Origin of the sequence: Vibrio sp. 99-70-13A1 (assembly GCF_013114625.1) — a bacterium.
Lineage (GTDB): Bacteria > Pseudomonadota > Gammaproteobacteria > Enterobacterales > Vibrionaceae > Vibrio.
Map to the genome: position 1 here is coordinate 15,805 of NZ_VTXD01000002.1, position 26,240 is coordinate 42,044.

Annotated in this window: 20 protein-coding genes; 6 read left to right on the forward strand and 14 right to left on the reverse strand. The window is 42.1% G+C overall.

Annotated elements, in window-relative coordinates:
• The first annotated feature begins 25 nt into the window (after positions 1-25).
• Together F0226_RS01835 and F0226_RS01840 are read left to right on the forward strand one after the other, a co-directional pair.
• Positions 26-562: a hypothetical protein gene (locus tag F0226_RS01835; RefSeq protein WP_246847712.1), complete on the forward strand. Its 537-nt coding sequence runs from the start codon at positions 26-28 to the stop codon at positions 560-562.
• A 226-nt stretch (positions 563-788) separates the two neighbouring features.
• On the forward strand, positions 789-1,229 hold the full coding sequence (locus tag F0226_RS01840; RefSeq protein ID WP_171734029.1) for a hypothetical protein: 441 nt from the start codon (positions 789-791) through the stop codon (positions 1,227-1,229).
• Positions 1,230-1,534: 305 nt separating this feature from the next.
• Here the strand turns inward: F0226_RS01840 and F0226_RS01845 are convergent, their stop codons facing one another.
• The 4 genes from F0226_RS01845 to F0226_RS01860 are packed head-to-tail and all read right to left on the reverse strand — an operon-like array spanning position 1,535 to position 8,338.
• The gene (locus tag F0226_RS01845; protein WP_253820723.1) at positions 1,535-2,773 is read right to left on the reverse strand and encodes a Wadjet anti-phage system protein JetD domain-containing protein; all 1,239 of its coding nucleotides are present in this window, start codon (positions 2,771-2,773) and stop codon (positions 1,535-1,537) included.
• A gap of 1 nt (position 2,774) precedes the next feature.
• Positions 2,775-6,287: an SbcC/MukB-like Walker B domain-containing protein gene (locus F0226_RS01850; RefSeq protein WP_171734031.1), complete on the reverse strand. Its 3,513-nt coding sequence runs from the start codon at positions 6,285-6,287 to the stop codon at positions 2,775-2,777.
• Positions 6,271-6,942 (reverse strand): DUF4194 domain-containing protein, encoded by a 672-nt coding sequence (locus tag F0226_RS01855; RefSeq protein ID WP_171734032.1) that lies wholly within the window; start codon positions 6,940-6,942, stop codon positions 6,271-6,273. Before F0226_RS01855 ends, F0226_RS01850 begins: the two co-directional genes overlap by 17 nt.
• Entirely contained in the window at positions 6,932-8,338 is a 1,407-nt protein-coding gene (locus F0226_RS01860) for a Wadjet anti-phage system protein JetA family protein (RefSeq protein WP_171734033.1), read from the reverse strand. The genes F0226_RS01855 and F0226_RS01860 overlap by 11 nt, the downstream gene beginning before the upstream one ends.
• A 237-nt stretch (positions 8,339-8,575) precedes the next feature.
• Here F0226_RS01860 and F0226_RS01865 point away from each other — a divergent pair, with 237 nt between their 5' ends.
• The gene (locus F0226_RS01865) at positions 8,576-9,517 is read left to right on the forward strand and encodes a hypothetical protein (RefSeq protein ID WP_171734034.1); all 942 of its coding nucleotides are present in this window, start codon (positions 8,576-8,578) and stop codon (positions 9,515-9,517) included.
• A 225-nt stretch (positions 9,518-9,742) separates the two neighbouring features.
• Here F0226_RS01865 and F0226_RS01870 read toward each other — a convergent pair whose 3' ends face one another.
• The 5 genes from F0226_RS01870 to F0226_RS01890 all read right to left on the reverse strand — a co-directional run bounded on the left by F0226_RS01870 (position 9,743) and on the right by F0226_RS01890 (position 17,072).
• Positions 9,743-10,228, reverse strand: coding sequence for a VOC family protein (locus F0226_RS01870; RefSeq protein WP_171734035.1), 486 nt, complete (start codon positions 10,226-10,228; stop codon positions 9,743-9,745).
• Between the two features lie 116 nt (positions 10,229-10,344).
• A complete protein-coding gene (locus F0226_RS01875; protein ID WP_171734036.1) occupies positions 10,345-11,727 on the reverse strand; it encodes a site-specific integrase in 1,383 nt (460 codons plus the stop codon).
• Entirely contained in the window at positions 11,714-12,292 is a 579-nt protein-coding gene (locus tag F0226_RS01880; RefSeq protein WP_253820724.1) for a hypothetical protein, read from the reverse strand. Before F0226_RS01880 ends, F0226_RS01875 begins: the two co-directional genes overlap by 14 nt.
• An 11-nt stretch (positions 12,293-12,303) precedes the next feature.
• The gene (locus F0226_RS01885; RefSeq protein WP_171734037.1) at positions 12,304-14,748 is read right to left on the reverse strand and encodes an integrase; all 2,445 of its coding nucleotides are present in this window, start codon (positions 14,746-14,748) and stop codon (positions 12,304-12,306) included.
• Entirely contained in the window at positions 14,742-17,072 is a 2,331-nt protein-coding gene (locus F0226_RS01890; protein ID WP_171734038.1) for a hypothetical protein, read from the reverse strand. The genes F0226_RS01885 and F0226_RS01890 overlap by 7 nt, the downstream gene beginning before the upstream one ends.
• Before the next feature lie 151 nt (positions 17,073-17,223).
• Between F0226_RS01890 and F0226_RS01895 the strand changes: the two genes are divergently transcribed.
• From F0226_RS01895 to F0226_RS01905, 3 genes are all read left to right on the forward strand, one after another.
• Positions 17,224-17,685, forward strand: a complete 462-nt coding sequence (locus tag F0226_RS01895; RefSeq protein WP_171734039.1) for a VOC family protein — start codon at positions 17,224-17,226, stop codon at positions 17,683-17,685.
• Between the two features lie 442 nt (positions 17,686-18,127).
• Positions 18,128-19,183, forward strand: a complete 1,056-nt coding sequence (locus F0226_RS01900) for a spermidine/putrescine ABC transporter substrate-binding protein (RefSeq protein ID WP_171734040.1) — start codon at positions 18,128-18,130, stop codon at positions 19,181-19,183.
• A gap of 6 nt (positions 19,184-19,189) precedes the next feature.
• Complete coding sequence (locus F0226_RS01905) at positions 19,190-21,592, forward strand: GGDEF domain-containing phosphodiesterase (protein WP_171734041.1); 2,403 nt, start codon at positions 19,190-19,192, stop codon at positions 21,590-21,592.
• 187 nt (positions 21,593-21,779) lie between these two features.
• On the opposite strand, the gene F0226_RS01910 is transcribed toward F0226_RS01905, so the two are convergent.
• The 5 genes from F0226_RS01910 to F0226_RS01930 all read right to left on the reverse strand — a co-directional run bounded on the left by F0226_RS01910 (position 21,780) and on the right by F0226_RS01930 (position 25,937).
• Entirely contained in the window at positions 21,780-22,223 is a 444-nt protein-coding gene (locus F0226_RS01910; RefSeq protein ID WP_137373825.1) for a PAS domain-containing protein, read from the reverse strand.
• Between the two features lie 2 nt (positions 22,224-22,225).
• The gene (locus F0226_RS01915) at positions 22,226-23,230 is read right to left on the reverse strand and encodes a response regulator (RefSeq protein ID WP_171734042.1); all 1,005 of its coding nucleotides are present in this window, start codon (positions 23,228-23,230) and stop codon (positions 22,226-22,228) included.
• A gap of 208 nt (positions 23,231-23,438) precedes the next feature.
• Positions 23,439-23,684, reverse strand: a complete 246-nt coding sequence (locus F0226_RS01920) for a hypothetical protein (protein WP_171734043.1) — start codon at positions 23,682-23,684, stop codon at positions 23,439-23,441.
• A 182-nt stretch (positions 23,685-23,866) separates the two neighbouring features.
• Positions 23,867-24,892, reverse strand: a complete 1,026-nt coding sequence (locus F0226_RS01925; RefSeq protein ID WP_171734044.1) for an FAD-binding protein — start codon at positions 24,890-24,892, stop codon at positions 23,867-23,869.
• A gap of 199 nt (positions 24,893-25,091) precedes the next feature.
• Entirely contained in the window at positions 25,092-25,937 is an 846-nt protein-coding gene (locus F0226_RS01930) for an electron transfer flavoprotein subunit beta/FixA family protein (RefSeq protein WP_171734045.1), read from the reverse strand.
• Positions 25,938-26,240 lie beyond the last annotated feature (303 nt).

Below are 26,240 nucleotides of genomic sequence, written 5' to 3' on the forward strand. Positions count from 1 at the left end.
TAGTTGCGACACTCTAGGTAAATGGATGTCGCATTACCTAGCTGAAATGATGGAGCGGGCTGAGCATGAAGAGAACCCCGAGGAAAAAGAAAAGTACCAGCAACAAGTTGTTGATTTAATCCTAAAGTTATGGGGGCATCGACGTAATATTGGTGGAAATGCTTATCCATTAGCTCGATTTAGGAGCATTATTGATTCGCTGAGTATACTGTCTCCTGAAGCTAACGTATGGGAAAGAAACAAGTTAGGAAATTATGAATCCTTAGCGGCGGACACGTTTTCGATGATCGTTGACTTGTATAGAACACTAAACTTTGTTGAATTTAGCTCATTAAAGTCTCTTAGAAGTAGCCAAGTACCTCCTTCTGTACTAACTGTGGAAGAGCAAGAAATTTATGATTTTTTAGTCTCCTGGGCTGATGAAGAAATAAATTTTCGTTCTGATAATGAATTGTCGTTCGAAGCAGGTGAAGCGCAACCAGTGTCAAAGTTCCTTAGTTGTCATATTGATGATTTATGCAGAAAGTTGCAAAAACTCAAGGAAGAATTGCCTGATAGGTAGCGGTTGAGTTTGAAGGATATATGAGACTTTCTATTTTTAAAGATCGTTGGCAGCACCGGATATGTGCATTACCGAGTCAGTGGTTTCCTCACTGACTCTCCCCAAAATATCTCACAACCATTAAACAGCACCATTATTGAGTTTCATAGTGATTGGCTGCAACACAGACGGAAAGCAAATGTGGGAAAATTCCAATTAAAAAACATTATGTTTACACGGAGGGAAATTGGAAGATATACGTGGTAATTTAAAAATTTACAACAAGCAAGATTTAGCTATAGATCATCTTAACCTTGCACTATCGTTATACGTAAAAAATGAAAACATGGCTTCAGTAATTCACTTAGCTGGGGCTGCTGAAGAGATGTTAGGTAAGATCGTTCGTTTTACTAATAAAGAAAATGCTAAAGACGCTTTGTTTCGTCAGATGCACACATGGTGGCAGCAAGTGCTGAATACAGATACACCTAAGAATTCGGTGTTAGATAAAACGGTGTTGAATGCAAAAAATACTGTTAAACATATCAATGGTAAAGATGATCTTACAGTTGAGTTAGATTTAAAGAAACAAGCTAGACAGCTCTTAGACCGAGCAGTTGAAAACTATCACAAAATACCGGGGTTAAGGAACACGCCGGAAATGTGTGAGTATTATCGAAGGAAATAAATAAAAGCATTTAAGGTTAAGGTTTTAAATTGGTTTCTGTCCAAAAGTTAGTTTAAAAGTGATCAAACTATATTTTACTCCGACAGTTAGATTGTTTCACCTTGAATATGTGAAAGGTTCGCGTTCAGTGTCTCTGATGTGTTTAAGGTCAGCATGCATCACACAGATACCAACCAAACAATTGGACTCCATATGCGAATAGCAATAGACCTTGATCTGCTAGTTTCTAGCTGTCGTAACGGGGCTCATAGTCACCGCCGTGCAAGATCCTTGCATCAAAAAGGCTTTTGCGTTGTGCTGAGGATTCAAAGTTTCAATGGACAGAGCGGAGTGATCTGTTCCTGCTCTATCCATGGTAGATTCTCCAGTGGGAATTTAGCCAGATCGTCGTAAAGTGCTGAAATAGAGGGATAGTCTCTTGCTGATTCAAGCGCCTGCATTAACTCGACCACGGGTTTCTCTTTAATTTCGTCATCAGCCAGAGTCTGTACTAGCGCGTCTACACCCATAAGGTACGGTTGGATATCAGTATTAAGTTGCTTTACCAAGAACGCAAGGATTCTATAGCCACCCGCATCCCGATCGCCCCAGTGATAGATCGGTACCGCACCGCGAAGTTCAGTGATGATGATCTCCATTGCACGCATCCAAGAGCGCGGCGGAAAGCCTGCGGTGTAAATAATCACGCCCGAATCATCTATCTCGCGTACATATCGTTCAAAGCTGGCTCGGTTTTCAATGAAAAGCACATACGCTGGCCTTTGGTTCCATTCAATGTCTTTGACTTCATCTGGGGAGACTCCGATCCCATAGTGGAGTGCTGATAACTCGATGACACCCCGGCAATGTAACCGTCCGGTGGCTTTGAAACGCATTGGTATTGGGTATTTGCTGATCCCTAAGTACTCTAGTAGCTTCGTTCCATCCTCAACCAGAGCCACCACATCATCGTCTAGATGTGGTAGCATCAGCTTTCGAATGAGGTTGGCAAAAGATTTATTCTCAAGCTTCTTGGAATCACCATACAGTCGCGCACTGAGGGTACGTATGTCCGGCATCGGCTCTATATCAGGCGACTGTACGATACGCTCCACAAGCTTCATTGCATCAAAGAGTCGGTCGGCTTGGTTACGCTTCACACCATAAAACGCTTTATTATTCGACCATGCTTGGGCAATATCTGACTTTGTATCACTCCACCAAGGCACATTGAATTGGGCGTTTCTTAAATGCTGAAATGAAACTTGGATTTCATCAGAAAGCGGCGTGATTTTCTGACTCTCCATGAACCCTTGCCCATTGGTGATTTGGACATACTCAATATGCTTGAATGCCCCCAAAGCCACTTTACGTTGGTAATAGATCTTCAGATGTGTCACAGACCCTAGCGTCTGATGCAGCGCCGTTTTGGTACTATTGTTGAGTGCAAAGTACCAGCGATAAGCATGTTCGGTGACATGCATCTTACACTCGTGCTTCACACCTTCAGGCTTATCTATCTTCTTAATTAGTTGATTGATGAATTTCTCGACGTAAAGGCTCATATTATTCAACCACCTCGGCTTTCGCTTTTAACTCTGCCGCACGTTCAGCGACAAGCTCTGGATGGTAAATTGGGTTGCGCTGATCAATTAACGCCTGTCCCCCCTCGAATATCTTTGTGTGATCAATCACCACATCTCGGTCTTCACGACAGATGGTATATATCTGATCCATCTCCTTACCAATTTTCAAGGTTACTTCAGGCGGGGCTGCAATCAACAGCTGTAGTCCGGTTTTTTTTAGGAAGGAAACCGCAGCACTCGCATTCCCACCATCCATGTTGTTGAATGCTTCATCAAGAAGCACCAAGCACGCGCCCCTAGAGGAGTGGTCACGGATCTTGTAAACATTCATAAAGCTTGCTGCTAGAGCAATATATGCTGGTGTCTGTTGCTCACCACCCGAACCTGTGTGCTGCATATCTGTCACCCGACGCTCTCCACCCATATCTGGGTTGCGCATCTTCATATCGTAGGTGAAGAAACTGCGATAGTCCCTAATCTCATTGATAAGGTCATCCCCACTGATCAGTGCCTCTTTCAACAAATCTATAGCGGGGTGATCAGAGGCGGTCTCAAACATTGTACCAATTAACTCCGTCTCTTCCTTGCTTGCGGTCGTAATGTATTCGTAGATGGTATTCAGGCTCTCTGTTTCAAGCGCTTTATAGTGGAAGCTGTAGATATTATCGTGGAAGGGGGTCTTCTTAAGTAAGTTATTAAGCTGATTAAAGGTATATTTCATCTGCTCAAAGCGACTTTGTAGTTCACCTACAATGATGCCTCGGAAGTTTTTCTCCATCTGTTCAGCCGCTTCTTGGGCCGCTTGACGATGCTCTAAAAGTTGTACTGCGAGGATACGTTCAACCCAGTCCGTACAGTCGGTCTCAATGAAGTGATACGCTTCTGTATTCCCATTTTCGAGCCTTGCTGCCTCTAGTAACTCTTGACGGTTCGCAATATCCTCCGCAAAGTGTGTCGTGAATCTAACGACTTTCTCTCGCAGTTCTCCGCGTGCTCTGAGCTCTTTCTCTCGTGTAGACTGAGCGTTACCTTGAGCTTCGTTTCGAATTAGGGAGTAGATCCCTTCTTTGCCCTCAAACTTCTGCTCATAGGTCTGCCAAAACTCATCTGATTTAGCCGCATCATGCTGGGGTAACTTCTCTGTTTCACTGCGGATCTGCTCGGCCTCGTCCCTCATTGTTGAGAGACGTTCGATCTCAACGCTCAATGTCTTCAGAATTTCGGAAGCATGTGTTTGATCGCTTTCGGCTTGAGTGATCGCCTTACTACACTCTGCATAATCCTTCTCTGCTTGATCTTTTGCATCCTTGAGTCGTTCGTCCTCGGATGTCAGCGGTTTCAACTGCTCTTGTGCGATAGACAGTGCTTTTTCGTCGGCCACCAAGCCTACGTTTTGTTCCTGAACGGACACCGAACCTTCCACGATAGATGCCGATAATCCTGCCCATTGACGATTGAGCTGACTGAGCATTGTTGCCGGTGAACTAAAACTAGCCAAACGTTGCGCGAGCACATCCAGTTCGGCTTCCAAGCGCTCACGTTGCTGCGCTTTCGCATGCTTACCAATCAGCAGGCCTTCGATTCGAGCGGTTCCCCCCACAGTACCACCGCCGGTCGTTAGGCCTGAGGCCATTAGAGCTTTACGTTCTTTTCTAAGTTCATCGCGCGTTGTTGCCATCTTAGTTCTATCCAGAACGATGTTCATAAAGCCACGTGCGATCGAGTCTCTGGTATCAATCAGCGTTGAAACCATTCTCTTTGTTGGCTCTTTGTTGGCACGTAGAGCATGATCAGGGTTAATCATACGTGCGCGTTTGATTCGAGGCTCTCGCATCTGGGCTGTCTCATACACCTCAAGCGCGTGGTCAAAGTCATGCACACTCACGACCAACGCTTCTCGGTTAGATCCTAGATATGACTCCACTGCTTCTTGCCAATCTCTATCGGTTATTTCACAAAGATCACAGACAGGTATGGACTGGATACCTTCACGTTTAAGAAGTTCTATGGCCATGCTTGTTGCCGGATTAATGTCCGACAGCCCTTGCTTTAGTCGATCAATACGTCCTTGTAAGGCCTCACCCTGAGTTTTGATATCTGCCAACGCTCGGCTCACATCCTTATCAGCGGCTTCTACGCGTTCGGTCATCTCGGTCAAAAGCATTTTTGTGCCTTTAACTTCCTCGGTTACCTTGAACGTGTTCACCGATTCCGATGTGGATAAACTGTCGACACCAGCGTGGCCGAGAGCGTGCGTACACGCGTTCCAATGCTTAGCCAGTAATTCAAAACTCTGGATGCCCAGCGTATCAGGAAATTGTTGACGGATGACTTCACCCACCGCCTTCTGCAATGAACGTATTGCTTTGGTGAGATTGGTCCGGGAATGTGAGACAGTCTGCTTTGCAGCTTCAACCGTTTTGCTTAGGCTCGCGGCATCAGAGTTTTTCCACGCGATCAGTGCATCATCACGACACTGCTTAAGTTTCGGTTGCCGTGGTGTCTCTCGACCAATAGTGCGTTGAGCTTTTCCTAGTTGCTCTTGTGCAGCATCTTGGGCATCTTGTTTGTGACCAAGCTCTTCATCGAGTCGAACAGCCTCAGCCTCCTGTGAAACCCATAGCGCATGATGAGCAGTGGTACGGTGCTTTGTTACTTTCTTTGCTTCTGCGATCAATGCCTCTCGCTCAACTTTGTGACTTTCGGCGCGAGCGATCTCTTCTTCAATATGTTGGTGGACGATAAGGTCTTGACGCAGCTGCTCGGTTTCAATCGGGTCCGGTGGAAGGATAAAATCTCTGATAAAAAGATCGATCGGGCTGTCCATTTTTAATTGCAGCGCATTGGATAATGTCTTAACCAGTAAGTCAGGCTCGATCTTGGCACTACGCGTCTGATTGAGCGACATCACCTCAGAGATTTTCTCTCGTATCATCCTCGCACTGTCGATCATCTCGTAGCTCACTGCACCGTGATGCTCTTTGGTGGTCAGTTTCATACGCTCGACAAACTCACGCCACGGCAGAAACGTGTCATCCCCTAACAAAAGATCGGCTTCAATAATGTGACGGCCTTTGATGATATGGCCGCGGGTTTCTACGTTTGGCGATTGGCTATTGGCATAAACAGACAGCCCAAATGAATAAGGCCGCTGATGATCGTCGTACCAATTCAGAAATATGTAGGTGTTAGCATTCTCGCGCTGGCAGCTATTTGTATCATTTTCTTTAAAATCCCCCAGAGCATAACTTCGTGCAGATCGTCCAGAGGTTTTGCCATCAGAGGCTGAATTATAGCGGGTTCTGCGTTGGTCACCCCCCATTAATACAAACTGAATCGCATCAAAAATGGTGGTTTTCCCCGCCCCGTTTTCTCCCGATAACAGTGTAGCTGGCGCATTCAGATCAATGGTCTCCAACTCGAATAAGTACCACTGAGCCAGGACAAGATTATGAAGGCTATGTGCCGAGTTAAGGTTATTTAGCTCTGTCATCAGACACCTCTGCATTCTCTGTACTATCGGTTTCTTCATATACAGCCTCATCAGACACAGGTTCGGGTGTGTCGCTATCTATGAAGCGATTGAGAGTCTCTAAGTAGGCTGGGTTAACCACACGGGTTATATTGGGGAGAACAATTATCTCGTGAAGTTTGGTATCAGGGTCTCTGCTTCCGAGCTCAATAATTCCCTTTCTCCTTAAGTTATCCAGTGCTGTACTGGTTTCTGTTATGAGAAGCCTCTCCCTCTTTACCTGTTCGTACTGGTTTAGAAGCTCTGCCGTTGGCGGTTTAACTCGTCCAAGTTCTGTGCGCCCCATTGAAGCTTCAGCATCATACATTTTTCGTAGAATAAGCAGAAATAGTGTAGAGGTTATATCTAACCGCTTACCGGAACCTCGAGGTAAAACCCCCGCATAGCCGAAGTTGCGATCGTAGTACCACATCATATTCAATCCATCAAAAAGCTTGTGAAAGTAGGTCTGATTATCCTCACACAACTTGAAGTGCTCTTTTTGGCCGCGTTTACCCTTCCATACCCACTGCTTCTGCAGTAAATACGCTGCCGTATTGCGAAGGCTATCAGCATAATCGGCAGATGTTTTCGACTCGATCTCTTTGAGCTCTCTGAGCATAATTTCACTGGCCATGTGAGTTTTTCTCCGTGATGGTGTTTCGGCGGATTGTCAAGCGACGCCCCGCCATCTGTTCTAGGTCAGTCCACTCTCTTTCATCAAACTCAACGCTGTACTTTGACAGCAGGGGATAAAGTGGATGTGTTTTGGATACGCCTTGTGCCAAAAGGCGCAAATGAAGTGCTGCCATCATGTCATCGGCAGTATTAATCTTAAGGTCATTCGTGGTGATATCCACTCGACCTCCAAGATTCGTTTCAATGAAGTGTTCAACACGCTCCGGGTTACATTTCTGGAAGCTGATGTGTTCTTGCTTCAGCTGGTTGTATGCCCTTTTTTCCCACAGTGGTTTTTGTTGCCTACGTGCCGTCTGCACAGGTGGTACCGGCTTTGATTTCGGTTGAGCCAATCGGCAATCAGCGAGAAGTTCTTCTCCTATAGAAGGACTAGGCAAGGCGTCTAAGGAAGCTTGACTCCCAATGCGATCAAGCAAAGTTTGAATTTGTTGCCCCATATTGCTGGGAGTATGGACGGTATACTTGATCTTTTCGTGTACCCGCCTGGTGATACGGCGTGCGTACTCCTGCGTCTTATTAAACAGTGGACCAATTCCGTCAAATGCTTTGCTTAAGCGATCTAAGTCTGCTTCCACAAGCTGAACTGAGGGATTCGAAATATCATCTCGTTTATAGGCTCTCGCACACTCCTCAAGGCGATCTGGACTGAAACGTAGATCACTAACCAGTTTACGGATCTTACTGGCATGAAGGTTAGGGTTTCCTTTTAGAGCAAGCTTCTCAATATTGGGCAAAAAGAGTTCGCCCAAGTATTCTTCGAAGTAAAACGTGAAATTGTTACTACCCTGGGTCGTACCTCCGCAAAGCACATGGTGGATTTCGCGGATGTTGCCCACGAGTGCTCTGAGTCGATTTAAGAAACTTTCCATGTCATCAGCGGCTTTGCGCACCAACGACCCATTAATAGGGTCTTTAACTACTTCTGCGAGGTTTGAGCGTACAGCCAAACACACCACTCCTAACGATGGGTGCTCTGCACTCATACTGCCGAGAAAGTGCAAAAGCCTTCGCGCATCTTGTGACATCCAGACAACGTATCGATATCCACTCTCTCGCTCTTCCCGGATCCACCCCGTATCACGCAGGCGGTTGTATACGTACTGTTCAGGAGATGAGTTTCCAGCTATCGCTTCACCTGACTCAATTTCAAGGCGCAGATTCTTATTCGCGATATAGTCCCGTAGAAAAACTCGTACTTGTTGAGGGGCGGGTTCATCCACCAATTGTGCTGGGTCCAAAAAGATATCGAGCTCAACTAATAACGCGAGCATCGATCGCCCACTCTCGCCCGAGATTGGTTTAAAGAGGTTGGTATTGACTGTGGCAAAGCTCATCGAATCATCCTGTGAACCTTTGGTACGTCCTGAGTCTACCTAAAAAACACCATGTAAACTCTCTTGCATATATACTTTATACACCCCTTTATTAAATATATATAGTAGATATTTATACAGTACTGGATTACACTTTTAAACGTATGAGCAACTAAGCATGAGTAGAAGGGCCGCTATATGCAGTATTCACAGTACATCAAACCCGCGATCGCATCGGGCACGCAGGCGATTCCAGTAATGGAGTTCGCCAGCAAGCGGCTTGAAGTTGGGGCATACTCACATCCTCAATGGCTACGCTTGTGTTACATCGAGCGACAACTGCTCTGGGAGCGACGCTTAACAACGACCATGCTGATGGAGACTTTTGGGATCTCACGTCCTCAGGCTCAGAAAGATGTAAAGCTTTATCAGCAGTTAGCACCAAAGGCAATCAAGCCCTATCAGTTGGGTATTCCCTACCATCAACCCACGGAAGGTTTTGAGCCAGTGCTGTTGTCCGAAGAGAACTTGCAATGGCAGGCTATTGAAGAGTATGCGCCGCCCTTAGCTTCACACACCACAGAATTACCCATGCTGATACGCCATCATAATCTACGCGTTCTCGCCCGATTACTCTCGGCAATTGAACACCAGCGTACTATCGAAGCGGTGGTTGCAACGATGAGCTCACCCAAAGGGCGTGGTCGAAGATTAACTCCGACTTCGATCGCGTTTGTTAATAATCGTTACCATGTACGCGCTTTTTGTTGGGATAACATGGCGTATCGTGATTTCCTTATTGGGCGTTTCAAAAGTACCCCAAAGGTGGTTAAACCCTCTATGAATGAGACTGGTTGGGGCGATAATGCGCCTGCTTTTGAGCGTTGTAGAGGTATCCCACCAGAACATGATACTGACTGGGAACAGATGATCGAACTTGAGTTAAGACCTAATCCACATCTTAGCCAAGATCAGCAGACATTAATCATAACTGATTATGAGTTGGAGCAAGGGGGAGTCTTAAAGCGGATCGCACTTCGCAAGCCGCTAATTGGTTATTTCTTAGTTGATAATCGGATTCCTGCTAGTGAAGTTGAATACAACCTTGCAGTTGAGGAGAACCCTAAAGCTTGGCCTGTATTTGCCTTTACGACCGATTTAAATAGGCCAGCCCACGAGTTTGGGTTTGAGCCCGACTAATCCTTTGTGGAAAAATACCCTGTAGGAGAAAGTAAATTTCTCAGAAACGAGGTTAGACGTTAATTCCTTAAGGGGGGGGGCATACCTCTACAAAAGCCAATCCGTATTTTACTAATTTAGTAAAATACGGATTAGCTTTGTCTAAAGACGTGTTCCAATAGACAAACCATATAAAAACAGGATTGGCAACAATACCAATCCTGCTTCATTAATTTTCTAGCTCAATTATTCGTACTCAGACGCGTAAGTTTCTTCATAAGTGTGTGAGTAAAGTTCAAATAGGTTACCAAACGGGTCTTCCATGTAGATCATTTGTGCCGGCTTGCTATCGTCTTCTGGGTGGTAGCGCATGATGTCCATACGAGCCTTACCATCAAATTTTTCAACGTTTGCAATGGTTGATTCAAAATCATCTGTTTGTAGACAGAAGTGGAAGATACCTAGACGAGAGAAATCAACTTCGTGACGCTCTTGACGTTCTTTCATTTCAAACAGCTCTACACCGATACCATCTGTTGTTACTAGGTGAGCGATGTTGAAGCCTTTGAAGTCTTCACCAAATACGGCGATACACATACGCCCGATTGCAGTTTCGCGCTCTTCGATAACTTTTGTGTTGTCCATTACAATGCGTAGACCTAGCGCTTTAGTGTAGAATTCTACCGCTTTTGTCATGTCTCCGACCATTAGGCCAATATGATTCATTTTCATTATCTGCTCCAAATACCTATGTAATTTGTTTCGTCTTTCGTTTCGATGTGGATGAGTATAGGGGGAGCAATTGATTTATAAAAATTATCAATAATTTTCATTTTAATAATTTTTTGTTATCGAGATCGCTGACTGATGGAAGAGTCTTCAATGCACTTATCAATATCGGCTTGAAAAGCATTTAACAAATGTTTTATCTCTATAAGGGCAGCAGTAGTTGTTATTTCCTTGTTGGTTATCTGTCCTTCTAGCGCTTCAATTTGACGTTCCACTAACTTCACGCTGCTTGAGAGCGACACTGCATTGTAAACAGTTGTGTAGCCATTTAAATCAGCAAACACCAGGTCTATATAAGTATCTAGTGAGCTTAGGTTTGTGTGGCCTGTCCATTGCTGCAATTGCTGTTTAAAGGTTGCCGTGTGTAACAGGTGTTTTCTAAAATCATCTTTGCTGTTGATCTCAGCATTAGTGAGTATCAGTTCTTTGAGCTTGTCTGTTACAAAAGCGTGCCTCCATAGGTGAGGACTGATTGCCCCCTCTATCCCTAACTCTTTCTGCCATCCATTTATGTATGTTGTCCACGAATCAGCGGTAAGTGGTTTGCCAGTTGTTAAGCTGATATAAAGAAAGTCATGCTTAACTTTCTTTTTCTTCATCACTTTCTTTCTAACTTTCCCATAGTCGCTGATGCTTGTTAGCAGAACGCTTGGCACTGGGATATGACGCGTGGTTTGGTCATCTTTTCGTTTGAGGGTGGTTAACTTGAGTGAACCTGTGCGTCTAGCATCTTCATAATCACTCCACTTTATTAAACTCAACTCTTGCACACGAGCACCAAGCTGTTCCATAGCAGTGTAAAGCGCCATGTCCCGCTTACGCCTGTCTTTTGAAGGTTGAGTTTTGATGTGGTTCCAGACTTTTAAAGCATCTTCTTCTGATACAGGGTGGCGCTTCTTCTTGGCGTCAGGAGTTGGAAATGCAGAATGGGTTTGTCTTACCCCCTCAACAAAACCCTTATATCCCTCTGGCTTGTGCTTGTAGGGCTTCTCAATTATCTGAATTGAGTTACTTTTATCTGTACCAATGAAGTTACTTAGGTCGTGGAAAGATTGCACGAAACACAAAAAGTCGATACAACTACGAGCGATGCTAATTACCGTGTTGTTCGATCTTTTTAGCTCACCATTAGCTTCACGTTCTACCTGTAGGTTTTGAACGAATAATCTAAAAGTTGAGTCACTAAGTTGACTGAATTTACTGACGATAGGTTGAGCCTCAACGAAGCGAACCAAGTGATTAATGTTGTGCGCTTTGCTACGAAGAGTGCCTTGCTTCTTGTTTGTCATAACCAAGGTACGCATATACGTATTGACTTCAACACACGGAAGATGGTTGCTGTAAGTCACAAAAGGAATGTCGATGGGCTTACGAAATTGAAGCTTTCCATCAAACCCAATATGAGTCCATTGTTTATGGTCTTTTAGCTTATGTACGGGCATCTACAAACCTTTTAAATTCAGCTATGAACTTATCAAAATCATCAGATTGCTGTGCATGGCTTAGTTTCACTTCGAGCCTTACGTTTTCTTCCTGATAGAGTTCGACACGTTGCTCAAGAGTGCCGTTGTGCTCTGCTAGTTTTTTAGTATGAGAGCGAAGCTCATCTATTACTGTCGTAAAGTTAAAGCAAGCAAAACGCATCGCATCAAGCTGGTTCTCTAACTCTTCAACTTTGAGTCTTAAACCTGTAGCGGTTTGCTTGTTTGGCTTTCCTGTTTTTTCTGCGTAAAGGGCAGCTTCTATAGCAGCTTTAGCGTTAACTCTTAACTCATCGAGCCCTAAGAAGCCTCGGTTCAAGAGGGCTTCTGAGATGCTTTTTACGGTGTTTACAGAACACGAAGCGATTTGTCGCCTTGGATTTTCATATTTCGCTATAGCCGATTGAGATTTCAGTGCCCAGTATAGTTCTGCATCGTCTTTGAAATCGCGCGGCGCTTTAATAATTTCGAGTAGCAGCTTTTCGGTTTCAAGTACCTTGGTTTGGTTTTTTTCTAGAACTTTCATTGAGGCAATCCTTAATCAAGGTCTTTGATTCTTAGCATCAAGCTAAACGTTCGCACTTCGTCACCATTAACATCTGTAACGGTAAAAAACTCTGGCTCTAATGTAATCGAACCTACTTCGAGCATATCTATAATTTCATTCTCGATGGCTTGTTCTTTCTGTATTTGGCTGATGTGCGGGACGGTTCGGTAGGATTCGTCCTCATAGTATTCATAGGCATCGCTCAGTGTGCTGAGTTCTACGGCTTTGGATTCATCACCTAACACACGCTTTGCAATGACTTTACGTAATTCTTCAATTTCTTCGGTGTTGTAAAGCTCAGAAGATGGGTCAGTGATGCTGCGAGTAATGGTCGTGGCTTTTACGCCTGTAAGCACAGTACCTTGCTCTGATTCTGAGATGTAGTGATATAAGTGCTCTATATCTGAATGAGCTAACATCCAGCGTAATGCTTCCATTCCCTTAAAGCGCTTAGACCAAAAGAACGCCATCGCAAAAAATCGTCTTAATTGGTGTTGACGCACATAGTTACGGCGATATTCACCTGTATCGTATTGCACTAAATCCGTTTCAAAGTAGTCACATACCGCGTCAAGGTGTTTATTGAAACTATGATAATTCAAACTACTCAATCGGCAGGCTTTTGAAGCCAAGCAATTAAACAAAGAAAGAGTTCCTTTGTTCAAGTGTCGTTGAGTTACTTCAATATTGAACTGCTCAAGCTGCCAAATAAATTTCGCGATAGACAGTGGTATTGGCCTTTCTATTCTCTCATTCATGCCTTTTTTGCCACCTACGCCCGTCTTTTTAACCTCGAACTTTAAGCTGTAGTTGGATGCAGCCCCTTTCTCTGTGAAAGGGTTGATATTGGGTGATAAATTGCCATGAGATTTTAGGCTGACTAGTTCATCTTGTCGCCTTGCCATGATTGCGCCAATAATAATTTGAATAGAGCCTTGGAGAACATCAAACAAATCGAACAAGCTCTCGTTAGCTCTGATTCTTTTGTGTCGGTTTGGAACGCTAATAGCAAACGTGTTGATTTGCGTGATGCCTTTGTTGATATAATCAGGACTCAGGCAGTTAATTGCTTCATTTTGAAACCAATGACCACGCTCCGTTGTGGGTACATGACCATGTAGAGCTTTATTAAAGGCTTTAGCGTCCCGGCTAGGTCTGTGCGGGTTTGTTTCCGATTGTACAGATTTCGATATTCCTTCAGTCATGCAATGCAAAACTTCACTAAGTAGAGATGGCTCAGCAGTGTTGATTAACCCCCCTGTAGGTAAATGCTCTTTCGCAAACTCATAGCATTGACGAATTAAATTAAAAACAAATTCAGGAGGAAGGGTGCGTGTCCGTGCAGGTTTTCTTAGCTTCACAAGTTCATTTTGACTCACGCTAACTGCCGTCACGTGCTGACCGACCTGTTGTGGTGAGGCGGCATCCTGTCGATCCAGGTTGGTGCAAATAAGGCGTATTGCGGCTATGTAGGCAGAGATGACATTTCGTGTTGTCTCTGCGCTTGTGTTTTGATTTGCAGCAGCAGGATACTCAGTTGTTAGTAAAGGTGCTTTTAGGCTCAACTCAAGGTATGCAGGAAGTGCAGAATCAGTAGATAGCACCTCGCCATCAAACATCAATGAATTTAAAACAGCGGTATTACCTTGAAGTTGAAGAGATCCAAGGCTGTCTCTATAGAAACCTTGCTCAAAGAGCCACGCACAAGCCTTGGCTCTGTTACTCAATGACAACTTTATATCATCACTAGCCAGGCTCTTAGATAGGTACGGATAATTTTTTTCGAACTGCACCGCTTGTTCATCAGTGATGCTCAAGCTTTCTTTGTCCAAAAGTTGCTTGATGCGAAAATCGGGTTCATAAATCCCTGAGACACTTCCATGAATGGCAATTTGTATAAGGATGTTCAGCCAAAAATCATCGTTCACATTGTGGAGTTGTAATTGCGCAAGTTTTAGTGACTTTGAGTGCAGCAATATTGCGTTGATTAAGTGAACGACAATATTAAATTTTTTGTACGCGGTTTTTGCTTTTATCAGATTACCGCCATTTTCCAACGGATTATCTACAGCGGTTATCCAGTATTTAAAACTATTCAATAGCTTTCTGTGCTTTATGGCTGTTAGTGGCTCAGCATCATCAAGATAGACAGCGCTCCAATCTAACATCTTTGTTATAGTGTTTGATTTCTTCTGGGTCTTTTTTTTATCATCTGTAAAGTCAACCAACCACACATCAGCATCAAAATCAGAAAGCAGCCACCAAGGTTTGCGGTGACTGTAGTCATAAACCCCTGTGTATATATTGGTTATTTTTTGTAGCGCACGATAATCACCGCTGACAATCGATTCCTGAACCAGTTGTTCTAGTCCTTGAACGCCCAAGTTTTCAAAATTTCTGTTTCCAACAACAATTTTTTCGACAAGTCTTAGCATGTTAATACTCCCCGGATTAAATTAATGTCTAGTGCATTTTCACTTGCTTCGTTGAGCATTGATGTAAGCTCTGCATCAGAACGATATTGCTCGGAGGACATAGAATTAAGAACAAACACTGCTGACTGATACCAGTCGCCTACGATATCTAAGAAGTTATGCTCATTTTTATCGCTTTCTACAATCGTTCTAATTGCTATTAGTAACTGCAATAACGATGTTGAAATCAAGAATGTCATTTCGTCGAAAGAGGACACTCGATGGTTGTTATCGTCAGCTTGCTGTTGAAAACCGTGGTCAAAGTGAGAGGGAAGATGGCCAAGACCATGATTTGAAAGAAACTCCTCAATATCTTCAGCCGTCATATTGACAGCATCCAATCGATATTTTGAGTCTTTCATCGCTTCCAAAAGAATTGCGTTCTGAAATTGACGTATCCAGCGCTCATTGAAAAAGTCCATGAGCTGCTCAGGGAGATACGAAGCTAATAGTACTAAGTCTACTTTCTTATGTCCCAAAGCCTCAGCAACAGCAGCTATTGAACGGGTTTCAAGGTAGATTTGAAGGCCTCTATGCTTACGAACTGAGCGCAGAGAGATTAAATTAGTAAGTTTTATCGCATCGCCATGCTCCATCGAACTGTTAGACTCCAGTAGTGATGGGTTGCCTAGCCAATCTAAATATTGTGGTGCTCTATCAAGATTACGAATATTGTTGATTGAATTTGCACTCGCAACCTTTGCAGTGAGAAGCATGTTTCTCCAAGCCGGTTTACCACTTGCCTTTAAGTGTTCACGAGCAAACGATGTGTGTTTAATTAAGAATTCGACCACTGTTTTTGAAAATTCATTTAAAACAACGGTCTGTTGCGCAATGGTTTTTCCTTTTCGCTCTTTGTAGCTTACTGCTACATATTGGTTATTCGATTTCTTAAAGCCAGTTTGCTTGCCATTTTTATCAAACAACTTCCACCCAGATAGCCATGCAGGAGTGATTCTGGGGTGCTCAATTACAAGTAATGTTGATAGGACAGCTAGAGTTGATGTCGTGGGTAAGTTTAACTCTTTCGATAAAGTGCTAGCTTTCCCATAGAAGCCTAAGAAGTCGGTGTAATTACCATATTTCTTCGAATAAAAGCCATACGCATAAAAGGTTGCAACCGTATTGGCAAGATTTTTATAGCCTACAAAACCTCTATATTTATGGTGATTTTGAGTGTTAGAAAGGGGCTTGATAGCTCCTATTCGGATAAAGACGGCGTTTCGTTCATCTCTTTCTTTGAACTCTTTAAACTTTGTCATGCACACATGGCGAATATACGCCAGATCTTTATCAATCTTTGATTGAATAATTGTTATCGCTTCTTTATCTTTGATTTTAATAGGTATATCTGCAAACCAACGTTCCTTTTCCTTTTCTGTCGCTTGACCGCCCACTGAGAATGTTGGAATGGTGCTCTGGGGGGATTTCCACTTTGGAACAATAAAAGGCTTTACGGGAGCGTCAAAGATACGAGCGTCAATAAAGCAATCGGTATATATACATATAGTATTCCTCCATAAGGAAAAAAATGCTTTGGATTTGTTACCTCTAGCGAGGTGCAAGGCGAACCACACATTCATTATGTCGTGAAAGAAGGCTTGGACGTGAAGACTACTAAGACGCTTACGAATTTCGTTGCGGTTTGGGCACACTTGAGTCATTACTTCGAAGAATGCTTTTATGTAAGAAATATGACCGCGTAATGTGGTTGTCTTCTGAGTGTGTGTATAGTTAATTAACGCCTCGTGAATCTGTTGTGTAAATGTCACCCCGTATGCGATATAGATAGAATCAAGGTGCAGTTCCAATTCTGTTCCATCCTTTGAGAACACTTGCCAGCCGTTAAGATAATTGAGTTTACCTGTATCAATATTTAACTCTTGGAAGTTCTCGATGCAACGTTGTGCGTCATCACTTACCTCATAGGTGGATAGCTTCAAGTTATTGAAGTAGCGTTGTTTATCAATTGCAATCGCTTTGAAAACCTTTTTTAGTAGGCATAGATAGCCATACTTAGTCTTTGTCGAGCTTTGGGCTTCGTGATACAAAAAGCCAACAAGTAGCTCAAAGTGCTTATTGAAATTGGTATCACTGTTAAATATGTCAATTGCAGTATATTGGCTTTTTTTTATTAATAAGCAGAATGATGAATAGATATTCGCAATTAACTTTTTTCTTTTGTCTGAAAGATTGGCAGGAGTTGCGTTAAGGAAGTAATCGTAATATTCAGGCGATAACGCATAATCTAATAAAGAAAGTTCCTTTAATATACCTGTTCTCATGGCTAGCCTTTTGGGTTACATATTGCAGTCAGAATAGTTTTTACTTGATAATTGTCAAACTACAAAAATTGAAAGCGAAGGCTATAAGCTTCTGTTATTTAAGTTTATTTTTTCTTTTGACAACTTTTCTATATTGGGATTACCACGCATCATGGTTGGTGACATGGATAAAGCTGTTGAGTTTTATACGAAAGCACTAGGTCTTAGAGTAGTAATGGGCAATACCAAAGTACAAGAAGAGCGAGAAACTGCGATTGGTAAAATGTGTATTGCTGTGTTTGGCGAAGGTTTTGAAGGCTTCAACATTGCACACCTAGTAACGACTGATGGCATTGGTGTTGAGCTTTTTGAAATGAAAAATCGCCAAGAACGTCACGAGGTTGATTTTAACCGCCTTGGTATTTTCCACTTTTGTTTACAAACTGATGATTTTGAAGGGGCAATTGCTCGAACTGAGCAATATGGCGGTAAAGTTCGTATGGATATTATGCGCTACCATCCAGAAGACGACAGCAAACCTGCAAAAATGGTTTATCTAGAAGACCCGTTTGGTAACTTATTTGAATTCTACTCGCACACTTATGAAGAAACTTACGCTTCTGATTACGAGTAATCATTAAGAACATATGAAGGCTAGCCATAAGTGCTAGCCTGTATTATTGACGAAACACGCTTAAAATTAGCAGAATACTTGGCTTCATTTCAAAAATCCCACCTTCGACTGAAACCTTTGCGCTATCCAATCGTCAGTGCCCCTAATCAATAGTCAGTGACCCTAGTCAATAGGATCAAAATTCAAACAAACTTCATCTTTCTAACTCAATACAGTTTTGTGATAGGAGTTACATTCAATCTAAATAATCCCATAACAATCTATTGAACTAGTGCTATTGGCGTATTTATTCTATAAAAGCCCGAACAAATTGGACGATAACCATAAACACACCTACAGTATTAACAAGTGTATTTTATAAATTTAACATTAGTATTAGACCTTCAGTTTTACAATAACCTACACACAAAACTCATGACCGATTTCAAGGAAGAAAATCGAAATGCGAATCAAAAAGTCATGCCAAGTTACTATACTCACGGCGATATATGTTAGTGGTATATCTACTGTCAATGGCATAGCCCTTGCCAATGAAATAAACATCTACAACTGGGAAGGCTATATCGATCAAAAAGTCATACAGGATTTTGAAAATCAAACCGGTCACACTATTACGATTGATACTTATGATAACGATTCAATTCGTGATGAAGTGATCAACAGCGGTCGGGCTTTTGTTTTCGATCTTATATTACTCGACAGTTGGTCACTTAAATCGATGGGAGCTAAAGGTCTGTTGTATGACCTTTCACCATTAACAAATGAGCTTTCTAATGTCATTGATGTATCCCGCCAAAATGATTGTGGTCAGTTTGGGCTACCTTATACATGGGGAACGATGGGGATAGCCTATCGCAAATCTGTTGCAAGAACGCCTATTACAAGCTGGAAGCAGCTATTTAACCCACCCAGTGAGCATCATCAACGTGTTGTGTTCAGTGAAGATTTGGTTGATGCCGTGGCAAGTGCCCTGCTCGCCTCCAACTTGCCGCCTTTCAGTTCAAATGAAAATGATTTAAAAACAGCTTATACCTTACTGCAACAACAAAAACCTCATGTCTTGTCATATGAGTTTGGAGAGAGCTACGGGCTGATTTATGGTTCAGCCAGCCAAATGTCCATGACCTTGGCTTTCACTGGCGAACATTACTACATTGCCGAATATACAGAACAAGATGATTGGCAATATGTGGTGCCTGATGAAGGTTCTTTGATTTGGACTGAGTGTTTTGCTGTTCCGAAATCTGAGAAAATCAATTCTGCAGCTCTTGAATTTCTTAGATATTTAAATAAACCAGAAATAGCGGCTCGTAATGCTGAATCTATCTGGTTTGCGACCCCAAATCAGGCTGCTTTACCCCTTACCACAGAAGAGTATCAGCAAGATCAAAGTATATTTCCAAGTGCAGACGTACTGTCACGAAGTATTCCATATCAACCTCTTAATGGGGACGCTCAATTAATTCGCGAGAAAATGATTCAAGCTGTCAAAAGGTAGTGAGCTATGAATTTAACCCAACGTGTAAAATTTTTTCTTTTACCCATCATCATTCTCACCTTTACAACGGCGGGATATTTGTCATTTAAGGTATTCAAACAGCATCAAATTGAACACCATAAACAGTTCATTAATTATAGCTTATCTAATTTGTACGAATCTTTAAGGCTGGAAGACCGTTCAAACCACTCTCAGCTATCAACCATTCTAAACAATCCTGAATTTATTCGAGTTTCCCATGAAGTAAATTGGGACTATCTTGATTACTCTTTAAACCCTTCTATTTATTCAATGATTGCGCGCTCTGTTGAAAACAGTTCAACGCAGAGCCTACATATCACAGATAGTCGTGGGCAAATATTACTCGCCTTTGATGATAATGATCCTTTCAGTGAAGTGCAGTTGCCTTTACATACTGATGACTTTGTTAAACATGCTCTCCAAATTTTCTTGCTCACTTCATCCTTTACGACAGCCAGAACCTTATTTAGAGGTTCCGATGGAAGGCTAAAAACAGTATACGCTCGATCTTTTTCTCCAAGGCTGTTACAACGCGACACCCGAAACAAAACTAATGAATACTTAATTGCAATTCAGGTCGCGAGCCTAGATAGTTTTGCCACTTTTCAAAATCGTATGCGTCAAGAGTTTGGTTCTGAAGTTACTTTCTCCCTTCAGCCTGAATTTTTTCCAGGGCATTCACAAGAAATCAAGACCAATATCAATGTCATTCTTAATGAAGATAACTCTCTAACAGGATCAATGGATGGCGGGGCGTTTTTTTATTCTCTTAAAGTTCCCAAACATTTAGTAGAAAGGGAAACCACTTCCTCTTTCTATTTCGCTCTAATAAGTGCCATTTGCATGTCTGGCATTACCTATGTGTTTTTACTTTGGGTTATAAAAAATCAGATAATCAACCCTATCCTTTCTTTAGAATCCAATGTCCGTGAAACAACATTCAGCGGCGAGAATAAACTGATTTTACTCGATAAAAATGACGAAGTTTCTAAGCTAAATAACGCTTATTACAACCTAGTAAGTAATTTAGAGCACCTTGCGTCTCGCGATGTGCTCACTGATTTGGCAAACAGGCGGCAATTTGAAACTTGGCTAGAAGACCGACTAAAATTTGTATACACAAAAGAAGGTAAGAATAAGAAACAGCAAGCCTTTGCCTTATTATTTATCGATTTAGACAAGTTTAAACAGGTGAATGATCATCACGGTCATGAAACAGGCGATAAACTATTACAAATATTCAGTAAGCGTTTAACTGATGTAGTCAAAGCTGCTATGTCATCCGAAACCCTAGGAGGTTCAGGCATTGAATTTTCAAGCATTGCTCGATTAGCGGGAGATGAATTTGCTGTCGCTCTCCCTAAAATTAGCGGGCTCGATGAAGCTGAATTTAATGCTCAACAAATCATTGCCATGTTTGATGGAGGGTTCGAGGTTGATGGTATCAGTCACGATGTAAAAGCCAGCATAGGCATTGCGATGTACACAGAAAGCATTAGTTCTGCATCCCACCTTCTTAGGTGTGCCGATACAGCCATGTATCAAGCAAAAGCGAATGGTCGTAACCGATATGAAGTGTTCACTGAAGAACTCGCCAATAAGTTAAAGCTGACCGAAACTATTGAAAGCACGCTCATCGATGAACTACTTGAGGACCAGCTTGAGCTCTATTACATGCCTATTTTTGAGTCTTGTTCTTTAGCGCTTGTCGGCTACGAGACACTACTTAGAAGTCCCAAATTAATGGCTGAAGATATTGGACCTGAAACTTTCATTCCAATTGCTGAATCATCCAGTTTAATCAAAAAGATTGACCTTTGGGTTCTCGACCGTTCGCTTTTTGAATTTAAGCAATTAAGAAGCGAAGGATTTACAGGGTATCTATCTTTGAATATTTCATCAGTCGAACTTAAGAACAAAGATTTTGCTCCACAAGTTGCACTCAAGGTGAAACAGTCGGGTATCGAACCAAGTTTGATACACCTAGAAATCACAGAAACTAAACTGTCAGCCCCAGACGCAGATTCTGTTTATATTCTTAACCGACTCCGTGATATCGGCGTAAAGCTGGTATTGGATGATTTTGGTACTGGCTATACCGCTTTTAATCAACTCGTTCACTACCCTGTCGATTGCCTTAAGATCGACCGCAGCTTTGTTTGTTCAATTGAAATTGACCACCACAAAAAGATGGTCGAAATTATTATCACTTTAGCTCAATTATATGATCTTGAAGTGGTGGCAGAAGGCATTGAAAATAAGATTCAACTAAACTATTTAGTTACCCAAGGCTGCCAACTTGTACAAGGGAACTTCCTTTCTCACCCATTGCCTTTAGAGCAGTTTAAAGACCGCTTTATCCGAAGTGTTAGCTATTCAAATGGCTAGACATGCTCAAGCGGTCAAATACGCAACTAACCATATATGAAAATGGCTAGTTATTTTAAATAGTTAGCCACATACGAATATCAGTTCAAAATCGTATACAGAAACTAAAAATGGCGACACTTTTCAGTGGCGCCATTGGAAGTAGAAACTTTCAGTTATCTGTTATCTGTTATCTGTTATCAAAACACTAGCTCGTTTTATTCAGTGAAACCAAAGCTTCTGCTGTTGCATCTTGGATAGACAAAAATAGTGAGTTGATCTTACCCGTAGGTGTTCTCATCGGATTTAACGTCACATTTTGATACATGAAGTCTGCTTGCTGCGTAATTGGCCTTACATTACGACACTTGAATAAGTATGGACGTTGCTGCCACGTAATGAAGCTTCGACAGCCTAGATCGTAAACTGGCTTGGTTTTTATTCGAAACCAATCTTCAGGTATTTCAGGGAACAATTCAAAAATAGATTTACCGATCGCGTCATGTGACTGTAAGCCACTATGGTGAGTCATAAAACCATTCCAAACTTGAACGTTATAATCTCGGTCCATAACCACTAAACCCATATCAACGTTTTGTACCATATCCACCATCCAGTGGAATTGTTCAAATTCTGCAGGGAGATTGAGCATACTTAAAACTCCTCCATTAGGTACGCAAGCTTGTTGTCTAATAAAGGCAAAGATTCATCAACAAACATAAATAGTAAATCACAACGAATTGAAGTGCCGTCTATGTTGTAGCTCACTTCGAATGTCATTGTTTTCTGAAATGATCCGCTGGTATTTTCGATAATAGAATCAATCGAAATATGCTGACCTAATAGCACAGGGGAACTTTGGAAGAAACGAACTTCTGACTGTTCACCTAAGCCATTTAAGAACGATCCAACAAGTATATTAGACACATCCATTAGCAGTTCGAGTTCTTCTAACTCTTCACTTTCAGTTGGTACTTTCATCAGCTTCTTCAAGTCACTCACACTTGAGTCACTTAACAAAACCAGCGCTTCACCGGCGATACCTTCACCGCTAAAACCTTGGCATACACCTGAAACTTGGTCATTATCTGCCAAGTCACGCAGTGCCATGTGCAGTTCACTTACCTCAAAAATATTGACGTTTGGTAACGGCAAGTGCACAAACACATCAAAATGCCTTGCTAATGCATCTGCAGCGCGACCAATCGCCACGTTCGCCACTTCCATATAGATATCGCGACGACGCAATATAGGCAAGTCGAGAATGGTTGGCGTAATGATTTGCGGCTGCTTGGGTGGATCAACTAACTCGCGCAGTATTTCTTTCAGCGCTTCTTTATCGATCGGCTTTTTAAGGAAGGCTTTTGCCCCAAGAGACAACACTTTCTCTCTGGCTTTCGGTTGTATATCACCAGATACAACCACGACTGGCGTGTCATCACCCAGACGCTGCATTTCTTCTAATGTTCCGTAACCATCTAACTCTGGCATGGTTAGATCAAGGAACATAAGTTTAAATTTATTCTTTTCTAGCTCTTCCAGCGCATTCACGCCGTGCACTGCAAATGTTATATCTGCATTTAAAGAGGCAGGCAGAGAGCGTGCCATCTGCTTTCTAGCGAGCGCAGAATCATCACAAATGAGAATAGGAAACGACATTCATCCACCATTGATATTTTTAACTTATAAACATCAGTGTAACAGATTGTTATAGTATCAGGTACGGAGTTGCGGGGGTTTTACAAGTTAAATTTAGAACTCAGAATTAAACTATTGCGCTAGCTAAAATTCTAGCGCGAGGTTCGTTAACTGTTAAAGTTCTCTTTATAAAGTATTGGTTTAATAGCATTACTTAAATCATTGGCTCTTAAAGCTGATGCGTTGGCCATAAAATTAGCAGCGCAAAACGCATAATTACGGCAAATACAAGAAGTGCGATGCCTAATCGGTACCACTTATATTCAGCAATACTCATAGGGATTCGTTTATAAAACATAGTCACGACACCTTTCCAGTCTTGGCTCCGTTTACCATATTGCATAATACCGGTTAAAACAAAAAGCACACCGAGAAGCAACATCCCTTTTTCTGCCCAAAATAAACCAACTTCCATTTTAATCTCCTACGGCACATTAATAGAGTCAGTTTAGAGTGCTTTCTAAAATATTGATGTACTACGATGGTCTAAAGCTCAAACCTATAAATACTTGCTCCTATTTAAGCTTGCTCATTTTGATACTTACCCTTTTTTGAAACGTACTCTTTTTAAAACTTGCTCTTTATGAAACATGGACCTCATACCGAATCAATGAGTTCAGGTAACAGCTCAAATAAATCCCCAACCACCCCATAGTCTGCCACATCAAAAATCGCCGCTTCTGAATCATTATTAATCGCGACAATCACTTTTGAATCTTTCATTCCTGCCAAATGCTGAATCGCACCCGAAATACCTATCGCAATATAAAGATCAGGGGCAACAATTTTACCGGTTTGCCCTACTTGTAAGTCATTAGCCACATACCCTGCGTCTACCGCCGCTCTTGATGCACCTATTGCACCACCAAGTTTATCTGCAAGCTTTTCAACCATAGCGAAATTCTCTTTGCTGCCTAACCCTCGTCCTCCTGATACAACAATTCGAGCGGCGGGTAAATCTGGGCGAACGCTCTCTTCTTTATGCTGAGAGACAAACTCAGAAACAGCATAGATGTTGTTATTATCAACGGTGCTATCCGTTATTGGGACGATGGATAATTCGCTGGTGGTTTGATTTAGATTAGTCCCGTCTAAATTTTCAGTGATTGCCACAGGATCAAATGCAGAGCTACGGATTGTCATGACCTTCGTTGAATCGAGGCTTTTTACTTTAGCGAGGGCGTTACCTGCATAAATTGGTCTTATTACTGTATCAAGACCTTGAATTTCTATCACATCAGATAGCTGACCAACATCGAGTAATGCCGCTATTCGGGGCAATAGGTTTTTACCAAATGTAGATGCCGGAGCCAGAATATGAGTAAATTTTTGCTCCAAAGATACAATCAAACTTGCCACTCTCTCAGCTAAAGGGGTTTGATACATTTCGTTATCAGCCACCAGCAGATTATCAATGCCCTCAATACCCTTTAAAACATCCACAATACTAGACAAGTTATGCCCTATCACTGCCACACTAACTTCAACTTCATCAGTCAACGGGTCCAGTTTTGCCAGTTGTACAAGGTGATTGGCTGCGCTTAATGTTTTTAGGGTTTCTGGCGCTAAATTAACATTGTCGTGCTCAGCTATGATCAGGATTGAACAAACATTATTATCCATAATTTGCTCCTTTTTAGTCGGTTGAACACCTATCTCTTCCTTTAGTCTCTGCCTTTAAGGGCTAGCTGCAGAACCATAAATTTAGATCACTAGCTTTAGGTTATTAGCTACAGGTTACTGGCTTCAAAGTACTGGCTTCAGAGCTCTAGTTTTAATCACTTACGGTACCGTCAAACCATAATTCACTGACAATTTTTATTCATGAAGGCAAAACCTTCGCTTCGTTTTTTAATTTATCAACCAGTTCACTGATCCCACTGACTATTACACCAGCTTGTCTTTCTTGAGGTTCATAAATTTCTAATATTTGTTGAGAGCTTTCTATAGCAACACCTAACTGCTCTGGCGTAACCACATCTAATGGCTTTTTCTTCGCTTTCATAATGTTGGGTAATGACGCATATCTTGGTTCATTTAAGCGTAGGTCGGTACTGAGAATCGCTGGTAAGTTCAGATTTAAAGTTTCCAAACCCGCATCAGTTTCTCGGGTAACTTGAAGAGACGCTATTTTCGAGCCACCACTAGTGACAACGTCACCCATCGGCAATTCATAAGTATCTGTTGAAGGGACATCTGCGCCCATAGGGTGAGACTGAGGAACAATTGAAGAAATGAAAGTCCCCTGAGCACAGCTAGATAAGGCAGCAAGCATCTGAGCAACCTGGTTATTATCCGTATCAATCGACTGCTTTCCAAGTAACACAAGATCAACCTCATCTCGCGTCATTACTGCTCGAAGCAACTTGGCAACATTCAATGGTTCTACTTGGTTTTGGTTTCGGATTTCAATGTGAATCGCTCTGTCAGCCCCTAACGCCAAGGCGTTTCTTAGTTGCTCTTGACTAGATTGCTCACCAATTGACACTGCAATCACTTCAGAAGCATGACCAGCCTCTTTTAATCTAATCGCCTCTTCAACTGCAATTTCACAGAATGGGTTCATGCTCATTTTGACGTTATTAACTTCGACTCCTGAGCCATCAGGTTTCACTCTAATTTTGGCATAGGGGTCAATGACTCTTTTGATTGCAACGAGTATTTTCATAACTCCTCCCTCTTCCACCAATATGCAAATCCAAAGTATGTAATCCACATAGAGGCAGGATTCAAACTTATCGTTCGCCTGACAGAAAAACCATATAAAACAGTTCTTCACTTGAGCTTAGTAAAGTTTACGTTTCCGTCAACTGGCCTATATTTATAAGACACTAAGTGGGTAATGGCTAAAAGATAAGGTGCACACAACGCAGCGGTTTAACTTCCAATTCATCATCACCTTGGCTTCAATTATTCATATTTTCGGTACGTCATAGCTTTCTATACACCTCTGGCTTCAGCAAAAAAACAG